At 38.0% G+C, this 14,401-nt stretch carries 14 protein-coding genes and 1 CRISPR repeat array (1 of these 15 running past the window's edge); of the genes, 1 reads left to right on the top strand and 13 read right to left on the bottom strand.

Annotated features, from left to right (window positions below; translation table 11 throughout):
- Window positions 1-1,310: a CRISPR direct-repeat array (repeat unit 37 nt; unit sequence GTTTCAATCCTTGTTGTTTTGGATTTGTCTTAGGAGG); it reaches 2,161 nt to the left of the window's first position.
- 189 nt (window positions 1,311-1,499) lie between these two features.
- The 10 genes from cas4 to B9A52_RS19730 are packed head-to-tail and all read right to left on the bottom strand — an operon-like array spanning window position 1,500 to window position 10,384.
- Window positions 1,500-2,075 (bottom strand): CRISPR-associated protein Cas4, encoded by a 576-nt coding sequence (cas4, locus tag B9A52_RS19775; RefSeq protein ID WP_172805248.1) that lies wholly within the window; start codon window positions 2,073-2,075, stop codon window positions 1,500-1,502.
- 5 nt (window positions 2,076-2,080) lie between these two features.
- Window positions 2,081-2,371, bottom strand: a complete 291-nt coding sequence (cas2, locus tag B9A52_RS19770) for a CRISPR-associated endonuclease Cas2 (RefSeq protein WP_084122142.1) — start codon at window positions 2,369-2,371, stop codon at window positions 2,081-2,083.
- A complete protein-coding gene (gene cas1 / locus B9A52_RS19765) occupies window positions 2,368-3,366 on the bottom strand; it encodes a CRISPR-associated endonuclease Cas1 (RefSeq protein ID WP_084122140.1) in 999 nt (332 codons plus the stop codon). The genes cas2 and cas1 overlap by 4 nt, the downstream gene beginning before the upstream one ends.
- 21 nt (window positions 3,367-3,387) lie before the next feature.
- Entirely contained in the window at window positions 3,388-4,050 is a 663-nt protein-coding gene (locus B9A52_RS19760) for a CRISPR-associated endonuclease Cas6 (protein ID WP_084122138.1), read from the bottom strand.
- A gap of 9 nt (window positions 4,051-4,059) precedes the next feature.
- Window positions 4,060-4,365 carry a type II toxin-antitoxin system RelE/ParE family toxin gene (locus B9A52_RS19755; protein ID WP_084122136.1) on the bottom strand — a complete coding sequence of 102 codons (306 nt, stop codon included), beginning with the start codon at window positions 4,363-4,365 and terminating at the stop codon, window positions 4,060-4,062.
- The gene (locus B9A52_RS19750; RefSeq protein WP_084122135.1) at window positions 4,341-4,577 is read right to left on the bottom strand and encodes a hypothetical protein; all 237 of its coding nucleotides are present in this window, start codon (window positions 4,575-4,577) and stop codon (window positions 4,341-4,343) included. The genes B9A52_RS19755 and B9A52_RS19750 overlap by 25 nt, the downstream gene beginning before the upstream one ends.
- 55 nt (window positions 4,578-4,632) lie before the next feature.
- Window positions 4,633-7,020, bottom strand: a complete 2,388-nt coding sequence (locus tag B9A52_RS19745; protein WP_084122134.1) for a CRISPR-associated helicase/endonuclease Cas3 — start codon at window positions 7,018-7,020, stop codon at window positions 4,633-4,635.
- Window positions 7,020-7,739 carry a type I-B CRISPR-associated protein Cas5b gene (gene cas5b, locus B9A52_RS19740; RefSeq protein WP_084122132.1) on the bottom strand — a complete coding sequence of 240 codons (720 nt, stop codon included), beginning with the start codon at window positions 7,737-7,739 and terminating at the stop codon, window positions 7,020-7,022. Before cas5b ends, B9A52_RS19745 begins: the two co-directional genes overlap by 1 nt.
- 1 nt (window position 7,740) lies before the next feature.
- Complete coding sequence (gene cas7b, locus B9A52_RS19735) at window positions 7,741-8,628, bottom strand: type I-B CRISPR-associated protein Cas7/Csh2 (protein ID WP_084122130.1); 888 nt, start codon at window positions 8,626-8,628, stop codon at window positions 7,741-7,743.
- Window positions 8,621-10,384: a TM1802 family CRISPR-associated protein gene (locus tag B9A52_RS19730; protein ID WP_084122128.1), complete on the bottom strand. Its 1,764-nt coding sequence runs from the start codon at window positions 10,382-10,384 to the stop codon at window positions 8,621-8,623. The genes cas7b and B9A52_RS19730 overlap by 8 nt, the downstream gene beginning before the upstream one ends.
- 70 nt (window positions 10,385-10,454) lie before the next feature.
- Here B9A52_RS19730 and B9A52_RS25695 point away from each other — a divergent pair, with 70 nt between their 5' ends.
- On the top strand, window positions 10,455-10,604 hold the full coding sequence (locus tag B9A52_RS25695) for a hypothetical protein (RefSeq protein WP_157370228.1): 150 nt from the start codon (window positions 10,455-10,457) through the stop codon (window positions 10,602-10,604).
- A gap of 351 nt (window positions 10,605-10,955) precedes the next feature.
- Here the strand turns inward: B9A52_RS25695 and B9A52_RS19720 are convergent, their stop codons facing one another.
- The 3 genes from B9A52_RS19720 to B9A52_RS19710 all read right to left on the bottom strand — a co-directional run bounded on the left by B9A52_RS19720 (window position 10,956) and on the right by B9A52_RS19710 (window position 14,055).
- Window positions 10,956-11,156 carry a hypothetical protein gene (locus tag B9A52_RS19720; RefSeq protein WP_157370227.1) on the bottom strand — a complete coding sequence of 67 codons (201 nt, stop codon included), beginning with the start codon at window positions 11,154-11,156 and terminating at the stop codon, window positions 10,956-10,958.
- Between the two features lie 165 nt (window positions 11,157-11,321).
- Window positions 11,322-12,677, bottom strand: coding sequence for a sensor histidine kinase (locus B9A52_RS19715; protein WP_084122122.1), 1,356 nt, complete (start codon window positions 12,675-12,677; stop codon window positions 11,322-11,324).
- Window positions 12,667-14,055, bottom strand: coding sequence for a sigma-54-dependent transcriptional regulator (locus B9A52_RS19710; RefSeq protein WP_084122120.1), 1,389 nt, complete (start codon window positions 14,053-14,055; stop codon window positions 12,667-12,669). The genes B9A52_RS19715 and B9A52_RS19710 overlap by 11 nt, the downstream gene beginning before the upstream one ends.
- Window positions 14,056-14,401: the final 346 nt, after the last annotated feature.

Below are 14,401 nucleotides of genomic sequence, written 5' to 3'. Positions count from 1 at the left end.
CCATAGATGCTCTCCATAGAAGCAGCGGAGTTTCAATCCTTGTTGTTTTGGATTTGTCTTAGGAGGTCTGTGGTGGAGTGGATGCGGTCATCCCTCCGACCGGTTTCAATCCTTGTTGTTTTGGATTTGTCTTAGGAGGCAAAGTACATGATCCCATCCACCGAGGGAGTTGAGAGTTTCAATCCTTGTTGTTTTGGATTTGTCTTAGGAGGGCGGTCCGATCTTCAATTCCAACCTATCAGGGATAGGTTTCAATCCTTGTTGTTTTGGATTTGTCTTAGGAGGAAACAACAGTCTTTTTGTTGGTGGATTTGTTACTTAGTTTCAATCCTTGTTGTTTTGGATTTGTCTTAGGAGGACATAGTTTCGTTCTGTGTTTCTTCTCCACCTCCATAGTTTCAATCCTTGTTGTTTTGGATTTGTCTTAGGAGGAAGTAGACTGTTCACAGCCATTGGCATCCGTCACCGGTTTCAATCCTTGTTGTTTTGGATTTGTCTTAGGAGGCGTATGTTCTTCAATGGGCAGGACCAAAATATCACTGTTTCAATCCTTGTTGTTTTGGATTTGTCTTAGGAGGATGACCTTGAAGAAATGCAGGAAGAAATGGAGACCTGTTTCAATCCTTGTTGTTTTGGATTTGTCTTAGGAGGACCCACAGAAGCTGAGGCTCTGATTCCTATTGCTAGTTTCAATCCTTGTTGTTTTGGATTTGTCTTAGGAGGTGGCCACTTTGAGCCTGCGCAGCTCTCCGGGGCGGAGTTTCAATCCTTGTTGTTTTGGATTTGTCTTAGGAGGAGGAAATCTTTGATCTCTTTGTCGATAAGCGGCTTAGTTTCAATCCTTGTTGTTTTGGATTTGTCTTAGGAGGGGCTGTCACCGATGAATATGGTAACCTGATGGTTTTGTTTCAATCCTTGTTGTTTTGGATTTGTCTTAGGAGGCCCATTTCGTTTTCTCACTGACTTGTACAGCTGTGAAGTTTCAATCCTTGTTGTTTTGGATTTGTCTTAGGAGGTTGAAGAACATACGCTTCAGCTTGATCGGGAGTGAAGTTTCAATCCTTGTTGTTTTGGATTTGTCTTAGGAGGAGGATATGGTTTCTGCCCAAGTGCTCATGATAGTATTTGTTTCAATCCTTGTTGTTTTGGATTTGTCTTAGGAGGTTTTGACAGCTTCAGAATCATAAGCCAACGCCCCAAGTTTCAATCCTTGTTGTTTTGGATTTGTCTTAGGAGGAACCCACAGAAGCTGAGGCTCTGATTCCTATTGCTAGTTTCAATCCTTGTTGTTTTGGATTTGTCTTAGGAGGTCGCCAGTAGCCTTAATCCCCTTATGATCAATGATATATAGATGTTTTTGTTTTCCTGTTTTTTGGTTTTTCAAGATGTCAAAGAGCGTTTTTTTGTTCATTTTTATTGGTTTTCCGTTTGTATAAATTACTGAATATCAACAGTTAATAATTGGTTTTAGCTCATTATAAAATAAATTGCCAAGCGGATTACTTCACACAGATATTCCTATAGGTGCAATTTAAGCATCGCTTTTTATATTTCGTAGCTTTTGGATAGCGATTATATTCCATTATTTCCTGTATATCCCTAATGCTGTTCATAATCTCTCTTTTGTCCTCATTGCTGATACTTACTTCGATCAATTTGTTTTTGCTTCTGACATAGACCAGGTACCCTTTGTTGACTTTTTTACCAAATCGCTCCTCAATCAAAATCGCATAACAAATCAGTTGCTGCTTGTAAGTCTCAAAAATGCGCTCTTTGTATTCCGCAAATTTGAAATCCAACGGGGCCATGGTCCCGTCTTCCAATAGCAAAACTTCATCTATTTTTCCCCTCAGAAAATCATTGGTCAGGTATTGGTCCATCCATTTTTTTTTTACCCCGATTTTTTTTCTCAGGTAATCCTTGTTTCTTTCCAGTTTCTGGTCATGCAGATCCCTTCCCTTTACCACTTTATAATTCTTTTCTTCATACTGTGGAATAGTAAGTACATATTCATAATAAGTAAACCTCGGGCAAAACAGGTATTCGATGATATGTGATGGGGTCAGGGAAATCATAGGATTTAGAAAAACAGTGAACGTACTTCATCCGTGACAAAATCCTTGTCAAATGCCTGTCCCAGCAAAACTGTCTGTTGGAGTTCGTCTTTGGACATGGGAAACATATACACAGAATCCTTTTCCTCATCCATCAGTTCCTCCAACTGAAGATGAAGACTATCGAATTGGTTTTTTTCCAAAGTCCCCAAAAAAACAGAATACTGTACCCGATACAAACCCGCCTGCTGACAGATTTTGGCGATCTTGGTTCGCGCCCTATCTTTTTTGATATCATACATTACCCATACAATCATGGCTTTCCGATTAAGGTGTTGGCAAATTTGTGGGCATCCATCTGCATGGCATTGGCCCTGTTTTGGTTCCGGCCCATATACCGGATGTTTTCCTGTTCAAGGTATTTGACAAAGGTTTCGACCAAAGCGGGCTTTCCATCTGCATTGAGAGATACACCCCCCGTGATATCTGAAAAAAAGGATTTATTTACCTTCTTGGTGGAAAACATCCCGAATACGCTGCGTTCGGCATAGATTCTATAGGGCTCAATAAAGTCAAAAACCAGACTCTTCGTATTGTAATCATCCCGGTGCAGGAAGCCCACATAGGGATCGAGCCCTGCCAGCATTAGTACTCTTTCTACCCTGCTATACAATATCCCATAGGCATAGTTGAGCATGGCATTGAAGGCATCTTTGGCTGGCCTGAAACTTCTGCCTTCAAAACGGAATTCCTTTGGAATGGCCAAACTGAGACTTTCAAAATAAACCCTGCCCGCATTCCCTTCCATGGCCCGGATCAAATCCGCTACTTCTTGGACCTGATTTCCCTGTAGATCCAGGATCCTTTCCCGGTATTCCAGGATTTTTTGGGACTTTGTCTGTAAATCGGACTTCAATTTTTCCCGGTGTTTGGCAAGGTCAAGGATATAGTCTGACTGGTTTTCCAGTTTTTGGCAGATCCATTCTTTGACCCATTTCAGGCCTTCAGCATTCAAGCTGGTTTCGAGTTGTTGTTTTCTGATTTTGGTAGTGCTTCCCAGTTTGCTGTGCCAAAACCTACCAATGGGATGTCCGTCATTTTCCACCACTACAATGTCAATGTTGTGCTTCAGGGCCAAAGAAATGGCATCAGTGGTGATGGCTGCCCCTTTGCTTACCACAAAGGAGGTGACTTTGTGGGCTGCGATATGATTCGTCTTGAATTTCTCCTGTTTGGATTCCCTTACCCGGATTTCAAACATCTCGTCCTTGACATGGAGATAAGTGCCGTATGTATTGATGAATATTTGCATAGCATCTTCGTTGGAAAATCATCAAAGGGATCGTTTCACAGCCCCAAAACCCCTGGATACAGATTTTCCCAATCCGGCCAGTTCAGGAAGGGCTACATTGGCCACAAAATTTCCTTCAAAAACCACCATTTTTTGGTCTTTGAAATTACTGGTTTTGGGAGTGAAATTCCCCTTTACCATAATTTTACCGTCTACCCAGATACCGACTCCCTTGAAAAAACTCAGTAGATTGTTTCTGAGAATTTGATTGAGCAAAGTTTGCTGCTGTTCAGGATTGGATTGGAGATAGGTTTTGTAATTGTCCGAATTCAAAGCCATCCAGTAATTGGAAAATTTATAACTCAATAGGTCTTCCATGACACCTGCTTCCACCTGTTGTTGGGAAATGTTTTTGCTGTAAACCGGGTAGGTTGTCCCTGAAATATCCATTTCTTTGATTTTTAAAAACAGGGAAGTCAACAATTCCGCTCCTTCATTGAACCCAAGCAATACCGGGACATGATCTATGACTTTGTATTGCACCAATGGATACCTATACTTGCTGCTGCCATCCTCATAGTGGTTGTGGAGTAGGGGGGAATGTTCCTTGAAATACTCCCCAAAATACCCACGAAGTTTATGGGCATCCCGGGTTTGGAGGTTGATTTCAGGAAATCGGATGGTGGTAGTAAGGAGTTGGGGCATTTGATAAAATTAGAGTTTAAACTTATCTGGATTTCTGCGGGTATCCCAAATGGCCAAGAGGGATATCGTATTTTCATCGAATGTATAATACAGGCGATATCCCCTGACAGTTTTGAATTGGATAGGAGGTTTTTGGCTGAAAACTACTCCCATTTTCGGATGAATTGAAAGTAGTTCGAGAGACTTGTTGAAAAGTCTTTCCAGTTTCACAGTAAAACTGATCGATTGGTTTCTCAAGTACCAATATTCCATGATAGAGAGTTTATCTTGGGCCGCACGGGGTGTCCATCTTATTTCTCTTTTTCTGCCAACCATTTTTCAAATTGTTTGGAGGCTTCCTTTTGGGAAATGGTATTACCTGAGAGATACTGTTCATAACCTTCTTGTACGGCCTTAATTTCGCCGCTCTCAAAGGTTTCCTTGGTGTCTGCTTCCAAAAAGGCATCCAACCAATCATGGATTTCTTTTAAAGTCTCCTGATCTTGAATGGTGTCAAGACGGGAGAGGATTTTGGATTTTAGGGACATATTGGTTTGAGTTTTAATTTTTTCTTTAATTTCGCTTCATAACATGTAAATCTGATCAGAATATTTCAATTGGGCTTTCCGCTTCAGCCTTTTTGTAGCCAAATATTTTATCATAAAATGTTGCCCAGTTTTGATCGTAAATCAGATATTTTTCTTTTTCAACATCAGGCGGTTTATTAATGTAGTCAGGGATTTTAATTATATATTTCATCATTTGAGGAAAGTGTGATTTAATTTTTTGTTTTCTTTCAAAATGATCTTCAATAGCCATCAATTGGAGGTATTCTACCCAAAGTTCCGATGCTTCGTAATTTATAGGTATGAAGTAGTTGTAAGATTTATATTTTTCGACAATTAGTCTATAATCTTTGTTGGTTCCCACATCCTCAAATTTCAGTTTTAGAATTGAATCAATAAGTCTTTTACTTGTAAATGAATTGTCTTGGACCTTGTCTTTAATTCCACTGAAATAGGCTTTATTAAGTTCGAAATATTTACTCTCAGGTATTTCTGTATGATATTTTTCCAAGGTTTTTTCGGTGACAGATAATAGGGTAGGGTCGTAAATTTTTTCTTTCCCGCTTCGGAATAATTTAACCTTTGAAATGTTTTTAGTCGAATTTCTATTACATCTGCCTGCAGCTTGATTGATTGAAGAAAGGGGTGCAAAATCACGGTAAACTAAATCAAAATCTACATCCACTCCAGCCTCTATGACTTGCGTAGATACAAGAATAAAGGACCGCTTTTTTTTCAATAATGGAGATATATATTTATTGAGTAAAACTTCTCTGGAATATGGTATAATGGAAGCCGAAAGATAAAATAAGTCTTTATTTTTTAATTTTTCTGTAAGGATTTCAAAAACCTTCTGAGAGTACCGGATTGTATTGCAAATCACAAGAATAGATTGCGGACTTTTAACAAAATCAGAATATATATGATCAACTAATTCTTCTTCTGTGATATGTCCCGCAGACAGCAAAGATTTGTCAAGAAGTGTTCTATTCATTCTTTTGAAGAAATAATCACTTGATTCGAAAAGGCAAAGCTCCTTGGTTTTAAGGGGCATAATTATAGGTTGTGTTGCTGTAACTAAAATAAATTTAGTGTCAAAAAATGTTGCCATTGACTCCATCACAAATTCCAAGGCAGGCAGCAAGGTGGGGTTAATAGCTTGTACTTCGTCCAAAATAATAATACTGTTAACAAGGTTATGAAATTTCCTTAATTCCTTGTTGTGGTTTGCAAATATGCTTTCCCATAATTGGACGAAAGTTGAAATGGTAATTTCTTTTTGCCATCCCGCTATAAAATACTCCCATTCGGGATAATCAATTTCATTTTGATCCTTATTTTCCGGTACTGCCAAGTGATGATGTATCCCAATTAACCCCTCCTTAAAGCTTGAATTGGTCAGAATTTCTTTGAATAGATTTCCGTTTTGGTCGATGATCGAAGTAAATGGAAGGCAATAAACAATCCTTGCTTTTGGTGCAAATTTTTCTTTCAATAACAATGCTGATTTATAGGCTGTGAATGTTTTTCCCAATCCAGTTGGAAGTGTAATAGAGAAAAAATTTTGATTCCCAAATTTTTCAACATTTTCAATAGCAGTAGTATAAGCTTTTTCTCTAAGTTCATTTATTTTGTAGCTTCCTGATAATTTTGAAGATTTGAATTGATCAATAACCTCACTGTTAATATTTGTCCTTTGAAAAGATTTATCTTTTAACATGACGTCACCTTTGTCAGCACTTAACAAAAAAGAATAAGTAAATAGTGTTTTAAAATAGTAGGAAGGATCCTGATTTTCTGCTAAAGCAATTTCTAATTTTTTAAATTGAAGGAGTTTAAATCCATCAAGTATTTCAGTGATATTCGGTATGCAAAATGGCAGGCCAATTGAATTCAAAAGGTTTTCCACTTTACTGTATTCGATATTATCTTCTATAATTCTAAATTGATTTTTGTGATTTGTTGGATTTATCGTTGCTAGACCAAAATCCCGGAGATATCCATGGTGTCTCTTTAAAATCTTCATTGAAATCATATTGTCCAAATTATATCTTTGGCTTAATTCGACTGTACTTAAAAAAGTCCATGCACCAAAATGGGCATGTTCTTTTAGTTCAGGTGAATCAGTCCACTCTTGAATTTTGGGAATATTGGAATCTAAGAATAATTTCAATTCATTAATTGTGAATTTAAGGTGCCCATTTCCCTTCAATACAAGCGCATTTGAAAGGTAAAGTTGGAAAAATATTGAAGCTTTGGCTAGGTCATGATAACTTATAAGCCTATAAACTAGTGATTTTAGATCTTCTTTTGAATATAAAGTTTGAACTTTTTCCTCCAGAAGGTAATCAGCCACTATTTTTAGCCCAGCCAAGTGTTCTTGTAATGTCCTGTCATCATGCGATATATATTCAGATAAATTCATTAAATCATCATTATAGAAATATTATCACCGTTTAAATTCATTTCATAATGATTTTTAGAGACCACTTTAATAGGCCTACCATTGAGGTCGAAAAGAATACTTTCTCTTTTGGTAACTTCTCTTTCGATATTCATTTCCAAGGGATACATGTCTTGTTCCTGAAGATGGATAGTATTGTCCAACCAATAATCTTGATCAAATGAAAACAAATCTGATTTAGGAATAACTGTTTGTATAATACCTTTTCCCGAAGTTTTTTTTAAAAGCCCTTCTCCTACATAACTGAAATTGGCTAGGCAATTGGCAAGACCAAGCACAGGTGTGAAAACACTATGTTTGTTTTTCAAGGAGTCTTTAAGCTTGGTCATTAAAGAATTATCATTATGTTGAAAGTAAATCCTATAATGGGGATCCGTGACAAACTCCATTAGCGTAGGTTTTCTATTATCCTTTATTGGTCCTGGTGTTGGGGATAAATTGATATTGATCCTTTGGAACCGAATAGGATTAATTACCTGAATCCCTATTTTGGAATCACCCTCTTGAAAATGCTGCAAGTAAGCGTTGCTGGAATTTTGGAAGCCCAAAATTGCACCTACGATTCCATAAATTGAAGTTTTAAATGGCAGGGCATAGGATAAAGCTGATGTTGTTACATAGATTTTTTTGAAATGGGCATATTTTCCCCATATATCAAAAACAATCGCTTGATCTCCCATTTCAGATTAGATTTAGGGTGTTGGCATTTAAAATTGGCTCAGACATTTCTAGTCTTTCATCTTTCTCAACTGAAATTGAAATTATTTTTGACTCATGCTTTTTCAACATTTTATTTAGAGCATGGGTATTGACAATATAATCTGAGACATCTTCTAGCTGATTCGACTCTTTTTCTCCCTTAATATCTAAAGATAATAGCTCTAATAAATCTCCGATATAGAACCCTGGCTGATAGTCAATTTTAATGAGGAGCCTTGGCATATGGCCTTTCTTTGATCTGGAAATTAAATCTTTGGTTCCTTTCCACATTCCTTCCAATAAAATGCTTACATCTTCCTCCTTTAGTTCAGTATGTTTAGCAGCGTTTTCATTGATTATACCATGAAAGCCAATTAATCCATAGGTAATGTTGTACTCTTCACGAAAAGTTCTTTGCTCTGCACCTTCTTTGGTGGCAAAAGCTCCAGTGCCTTTAATGAAATTCTCTTTAACTGGATGCAAGGATCTTCCCATTCCAAATTGGACAGGACCGGTATAATTGAATTTTTTCTTTTCTACAGCCGAAACACCTCCAAAAAGTCTGACATCTATAAACTTTGATTTAAATTCGTCTGCATTATCGTAGGAATCCCCTCTTTTTTTGCCAGTAACTGGTTTACCATCTTCATCCCTAATAAAAATATCTCCCCGGCTTCCTTCCGTCCCATCATACCCTTGATTTAAAAAATAATCCCGAATAGTTCTTTTTAGTCTTACATCTGTAACGAGACAATGATTAGAGTCTTCGTCGATTCTTGGCCTGTTGGCATCCATTGGGTCACCATTTGGGTTAGCGTATTTCAGGTCATAAAGAAAAATCAGTTCGCTTCTGTTTTGTACATTATTCATTGTCTTCTGGTTTAAGGTTGTTGTTTGCTTTATTTATTTTGTCGAAATCTTTTTGGAGTACAAGTCCCATGGTAAAGGCAAAGGAAATTTCATCTTTTGTCGCTTTGTCATTTATCGCAAAATACCGTTGTGCTGCTGCTTCCAAGTCTGGGAATTCTTTTCCAAACTGTCTAAGCTTGGAAATAAGTTTTGGAAATTTTTTAGTCACCAACTCTTTGTCAATGTTTAGCCCATTCAATTCTTTCATGAATGCATTACCGGGTTGGTTATACAATAACCTGGCAGTTAGGCACCCAAAAAGAAAGGAGCCTTTTAGATATTCTTTGGAAAAATAAGCAGGGTGTGCTTCAATAAATCCAAAGGCATCTTGTTTCTCAGTTTGTTCTTTGATTTCTGACATGTTTTCTTGTTTTTTAAATAAGCCTAGTAAATGAAGAAAATATAGGTTAGCAAAAGCATGTTTTACCGTTGTATTGAACCGGTTTTCTTCATCATGGAAGTGTTTTTTGAAAGACGATTTCCAAGTATTTAATATCAATGTTAATATCTTTGAATCATCGTAGTATTGACCGGTAAAGATGCTGTTTACTAATTTGAAATATGCCGGCTGCAGATTTTTTTCTCCTGTTTGGAAATACTCCTTTAATCTGAAAAGTGTAATTCTTTGGGTAATGAGATTTCCATCTTTGGTTTGATAGGAAGTCAGCCATTTGTACCGATTTTCTGCTTGTCGCTTTGAATCCATCACTTTCGCAATTCTTGATGGAATGACATCTGAAATTTCAAGATGGATCTTGAATTGCGCTTGTTGTTGTTCAAAAAATAAGATACCATATAAAATATCTGAGCTTTTAAGCATTTTGTCAGCAATGATCTCCTTGAGCAACGATTCAGAATCATTGATAAATGCATCAGAACCTAAATCTTTTGAATCAGCATTAAAGGCCGCCTTTTCTAAGAAAGTCTTTGCTATTATTTCGCCTAAATCCTTATCCTCTAGGAAAACAAAGTGCGGAATGACTGCATATTTATATTGCCCAAAAAAATTGGATGCTAATTTATTCAGTAAAATTCCTCTTGCTCCCTCTAAAATTGGAATAGCCGATTCAGAAACTGGGAACATTTTGTAAGAGCTCGAAGCATCAAATCCATTTCTTCTGAAAGAATCCGCATCAACAGTAAATCCTAAAGTATCTACAAAACCGTAAACTGTTGAAGTTTTGCCCGTAAGTGCACATATCTGGTTTTTCTTTTTGGAGTTTCCGTAATTCTTTTTGAAGTATTTTGTGTATGCTTCACTATTGAACCTTTTGACCAAATCTTCCTTTTCCCCTAAATAGTCCCCGTCGATTTTGAATGTCACCAAATAGCTATACGCAGGATTAAATTCATGGCTTAGAAAATCGATTTCGATATTTTCCAATTGATTTTTACCAACAAGTTGGGGACTTAGGTTTATAAAACTCTGCTTAATTTTTCCGAAAGTTTTCTCTGGGTCTTGTCTGTTGACGATCAAAGTTGGGACAATATTGGTTCCTCTTGCTCCAGCAGGTCTTCTATACAAATATTTTTTGATATAATCAGGTCTAAAGTCCTCCAAATCAAATCCTTTGAAATTTTGATCTTCAAAAATACCGACAAGCACTTTTCCGCTTGACTCTCTACCCTCAAATGGATTCTCAGCCGGGCTGAAATAGGTTTGTAGATCAGGTTTGTCTTTTAGAAGTTCTGCGAATTTGTATAAGGTTGTTATCATTGTTTCGCCATTTTTTAAACTTTTTATTTCTTGGAATCTAAATTATAATTTGATTAATTATCTTTCATTTATGAATCCCAAAAGTCCCCATAATCCCTTTGCCAAAGACCCCGAAGCCGAACTGGCCAAAAGGCTAAAACATGCTAAATCTCTGACCAGGGAAGAATTTCTCAAAAGGTTGGAGGAAATCCAGAAGAATTCCAAGAATTCGGGAAACTGATTTTTCCTGATTTTTTTGATTTTACTAAACTAAGGGATTATAATTTGACAAAAAATACCCTAAACACGGTATTTTTCAACTGTGACTGGTATTGTCACACTTTCTTGTTTTTGGTCAAAATATCATCCAAAAATATATTAATATGATTTTAGCCTTAATTCACAATATCAAAATCCCAATAATTGGATCGTTCCAATCAATTCAAGAATGGGGGGTGATTTGGCTAAAGCCAAGGCAGGCTGGAGGACTTTTTTATTTCAGCTAAAGCAGGGGTCAAAAAATCAGAGGCAATTTCAAGACCGGGAATGCAAAAGAAAATAATGAATTTCCTTCCGAAAATCCATTAAAAATCTATTTTTTACCTCGGGAAGTCATGACCAAACCGATAACCAAAAGGACGGCGCTAATAATCACAGGTGTCCAATTGGCTGTGCTGACTGCGATATCCATACCCAAAAAACTAAAGCTATCTGAATCCTGCATGGCCTGAATCCCAAAAACCACGGTGCCAATGCCTCCTAAAATCAATAATATTAATCCAGCGGTTTTCATAGTGTAGGTTATTTTTGTTTGACCGTCAAAGTATAACAAAATTGTGACAATGTAATTGCAAATATCCTATCCGGAATTTACATTATTTTTGGTTTTCATGTTTCTTCCGAACATTTATCTTAATCAAAAATCTAAGATCTAAGATCTAAAATCAAAAATCCCCACCTAACCAAACCTCAAGGTAAACACCGACTTCTCCCCAACCACTGACTCCACATCCAGGCTTCCTTTATGCATGTTCATAATCTGACGGGAAATGGCCAAGCCTATGCCACTGCCGGTTTTTTTGGTGGTAAAGAATGGGACAAAAATACGTTCGATTGCTTCAGGTACTATTCCCTCGCCATGGTCAGTGACCTGAATATATGGGACGGATTGGTTGTCAGTTCCGGCCGTAAGTAAGATGGTTCTGTTTTTTGCATCGCTCATGGCTTCTTTTGCATTTTTGATCAGGTTGATCAGAATCATTTGAACCAAACTTTGATCGGCGATAATTTCCAGATCTGAGGGCTGTATTTTTGGAATCAGCTTGATATCATGGAGCAGGAGTTCTTCTTTTAAAAGGACACAGATATTTTCAAAAAGTTCATGAACGGAAAAGCGTTTTAAATCGGGTTGAGGTATATTGGTATAGTCCCTGTAAGCATTTACAAAATCCACCAGACCCACACTTCTCTTTGAAATTGTTTCCAATCCTTCAGACAGGTCCAAATAGGTTTCCTTTTCCAGTTCCAGAACCCCATTTTCTTTTTCCTGAATATCTTCTTCCAATATCGTGCCCAGTGAGTTGGCCAGACTTGCTATGGGAGTCATGGAATTCATGATTTCATGGCGTAGTACCCTGGTCAGATTTTGCCAGGCCTGAAGCTCATTTTTCTGCAATTCTGACTTGATATTCTGAAATGACAAGAGGGTCCAGCTATGCCCCTCCATCTTGAAGGAAGCAGACTGCACATTGAGGTGAAGATCTGAATTGATTTTGATGGAAAAGGAACCTCCGGGTTTTAACTGAAGCACATTTCTGAGTAGCTCTCTGGAAAGTTTGCCCAGGTCATTGATATCTTTGAATTGGGGAATCTGCAGCAATTGTTTGGCGGCCCCGTTGATGACACCGATTTTTCCGTTATTGTCAAAAGATAATATTCCCGTATTGATATGCTGAATCATAATCTGGAGAAACAGCATCTGTTCTTCTTTTTCAGCCCTCGTCTTTTTGAATGCATCGATGACTTCATTGAAAGACATATTCATTTCCTTGAAAGACCTGCCCAGTTTACTGTCTTTGGTGAAAGAGGAAGAAAAATCAGAATAGCGGATGGATTCCAAAAACCGTGTGATTTTTCTATTGGTAGTGTTTCCAAAAGAAATCAGGTTGAACGTCAGGAATAATACAATGACAGAAAACAAGATGCCCTGAAGCATGGATTGGTTTTTCATAAAAAAGAAAACACCAACATAGGCCACTACGACAATCAGAATTACTCTGATAATGATGCCAATAGTAAATGATTTAAAGCCCATATCTTTCCAGTCTTCTGTAAAGGGAAGAACGCGTCAAACCCAATTCTTCCGCTGCCCTTGTAATATGCCCATTGTGTTTTTGAAGGGCTTTTCGGATCAGGATTTTTTCTACATCCTCAATATTGAGATGATCCAGGCTGACCATTTCCTCTTGTTTTTCGGGAGCAAGTTGTTTCTGCATAAACAGGTCTTCGGGTTGGAGGATACTGTGGGCGGTCATAATTACAGCCCTTTCAATACTATGCTGCAGTTCCCGGATATTTCCCGGCCAATGGTATTTCTGCATTCTTTTGATCAATGCTTCCCCTGCTTTTCGGATATCTTTGTTGTATTTTTTGGAGTAGATTTCTATAAAATGGTTGGCCAACAAAGGGATATCGTCCAGCCTTTCCCTGAGAGGTGGCAGGGTAATTTCTATGGTATTGATCCTGTAGAGCAAATCCTGTCGGAAGGAGTTGTCATATACCATATTATGGATATTCATATTGGTGGCTGAGATCAAGCGAATATTTACAGGAGTTACTTTATTGGAACCTACACGTGTAACTTCCCTATTTTGGAGGACGGCCAGCAGCTTGGCTTGCAGGGGTAGGGGGAGATTTCCGATTTCATCCAAAAACAGAGTTCCTTTATTTGCCTGTTCGAATCTGCCTGCCCTATCTTCTTTGGCATCTGTAAAAGACCCTCTTTTGTGGCCGAAAAGTTCACTTTCAAACAAGGTGCTTGTAATTGATCCCAAATCCACGCCGACAAAAGCCTCTCTGTGTCGTTTCGAATAGCGGTGGATGGCACGAGCTATCAGCTCTTTACCGGTTCCATTTTCACCCAATATCAGAACATTGGCATCGGTGGCTGCCACCCGTTCAATGGTTTCAAAAACTTTTAACATAGGGGCACTTTGGCCAATAATATCCTTGAATTTACTGTCTATATCCTGATAGAGCTGCTGTTTTTGATTTTTCAGTTCAGATATTTCCAGTTTGGATTGGCGGAGTTGGAGGGCAGAATTCAGGGTGGCCAGTAGCTTCTCATTTTCCCAAGGCTTTAACACAAAGTCAGTTGCACCTTCCTTTATGGCTTTCACCGCAGTGCTGACATCTCCATATGCAGTGATCAGTACCACCACTGCTGAAGAGTCCAATTCCAGAATCCTATCCAGCCAATAAAATCCCTCTTGTCCGCTACTGACATCTTTGGTAAAGTTCATGTCCAACATGATGACATCGTACTGTTCGTTCACGATCAGTATCGGTAGTAAACTTGGATTTGTTTCGGTATCCACCTGACCAAAATGCCGCTTTAAAAATATTTTGGCTGCTTTTAATAAATCCTCATTATCATCGACAATCAGAATTTTTCCGCTTTTTTGTTCTTTCATTTATAGACGTGAGACGTGAGACGTGAGATATGAGACATAAGACGTGAGATTTGAGAAGCGAGAAGCGAGAGGCTAGAACCAAGAATCAAGAAGCGAGAACCGAGAAGCGAGAAGCGAGAATTAAGAATCACGATCCAAGAACTAAGAACCAAAGTCTGTCTCGAGAATTGGGGTATCAAGACAGAAACCCGCTCCTTCCTACTTTTCCACTCCATATTCCCCAACATCGGTCATCGGTCATCTGACAAAGCAACTGTCACTCCTTCATCCCTTTTTCCTTTTCTCTATTTGCTTCCGAATTCTAAACTCGTACTTGGTACATTGTACTTAGTACTTTGTACATCCT

Origin of the sequence: Aquiflexum balticum DSM 16537, from assembly GCF_900176595.1 — a bacterium.
GTDB classification, from domain to species: Bacteria; Bacteroidota; Bacteroidia; order Cytophagales; family Cyclobacteriaceae; genus Aquiflexum; species Aquiflexum balticum.
The sequence above is the reverse complement of the archived record's forward strand: the minus strand, read 5'-3'. Positions and strand labels throughout refer to the sequence as shown.

Excerpts from the sequence above, each read along its gene's own strand:
- cas4 (WP_172805248.1), bottom strand. The coding sequence starts at position 2,075 with ATGATTTCCCTGACCCCATCACATATCATCGAATACCTGTTTTGCCCG.
- cas2 (WP_084122142.1), bottom strand. The coding sequence starts at position 2,371 with ATGATTGTATGGGTAATGTATGATATCAAAAAAGATAGGGCGCGAACC.
- cas1 (WP_084122140.1), bottom strand. The coding sequence starts at position 3,366 with ATGCAAATATTCATCAATACATACGGCACTTATCTCCATGTCAAGGAC.
- B9A52_RS19760 (WP_084122138.1), bottom strand. The coding sequence starts at position 4,050 with ATGCCCCAACTCCTTACTACCACCATCCGATTTCCTGAAATCAACCTC.
- B9A52_RS19755 (WP_084122136.1), bottom strand. The coding sequence starts at position 4,365 with ATGGTTGGCAGAAAAAGAGAAATAAGATGGACACCCCGTGCGGCCCAA.
- B9A52_RS19750 (WP_084122135.1), bottom strand. The coding sequence starts at position 4,577 with ATGTCCCTAAAATCCAAAATCCTCTCCCGTCTTGACACCATTCAAGAT.
- B9A52_RS19745 (WP_084122134.1), bottom strand. The coding sequence starts at position 7,020 with ATGAATTTATCTGAATATATATCGCATGATGACAGGACATTACAAGAA.
- cas5b (WP_084122132.1), bottom strand. The coding sequence starts at position 7,739 with ATGGGAGATCAAGCGATTGTTTTTGATATATGGGGAAAATATGCCCAT.
- cas7b (WP_084122130.1), bottom strand. The coding sequence starts at position 8,628 with ATGAATAATGTACAAAACAGAAGCGAACTGATTTTTCTTTATGACCTG.
- B9A52_RS19730 (WP_084122128.1), bottom strand. The coding sequence starts at position 10,384 with ATGATAACAACCTTATACAAATTCGCAGAACTTCTAAAAGACAAACCT.
- B9A52_RS25695 (WP_157370228.1), top strand. The coding sequence starts at position 10,455 with ATGAATCCCAAAAGTCCCCATAATCCCTTTGCCAAAGACCCCGAAGCC.
- B9A52_RS19720 (WP_157370227.1), bottom strand. The coding sequence starts at position 11,156 with ATGAAAACCGCTGGATTAATATTATTGATTTTAGGAGGCATTGGCACC.
- B9A52_RS19715 (WP_084122122.1), bottom strand. The coding sequence starts at position 12,677 with ATGGGCTTTAAATCATTTACTATTGGCATCATTATCAGAGTAATTCTG.
- B9A52_RS19710 (WP_084122120.1), bottom strand. The coding sequence starts at position 14,055 with ATGAAAGAACAAAAAAGCGGAAAAATTCTGATTGTCGATGATAATGAG.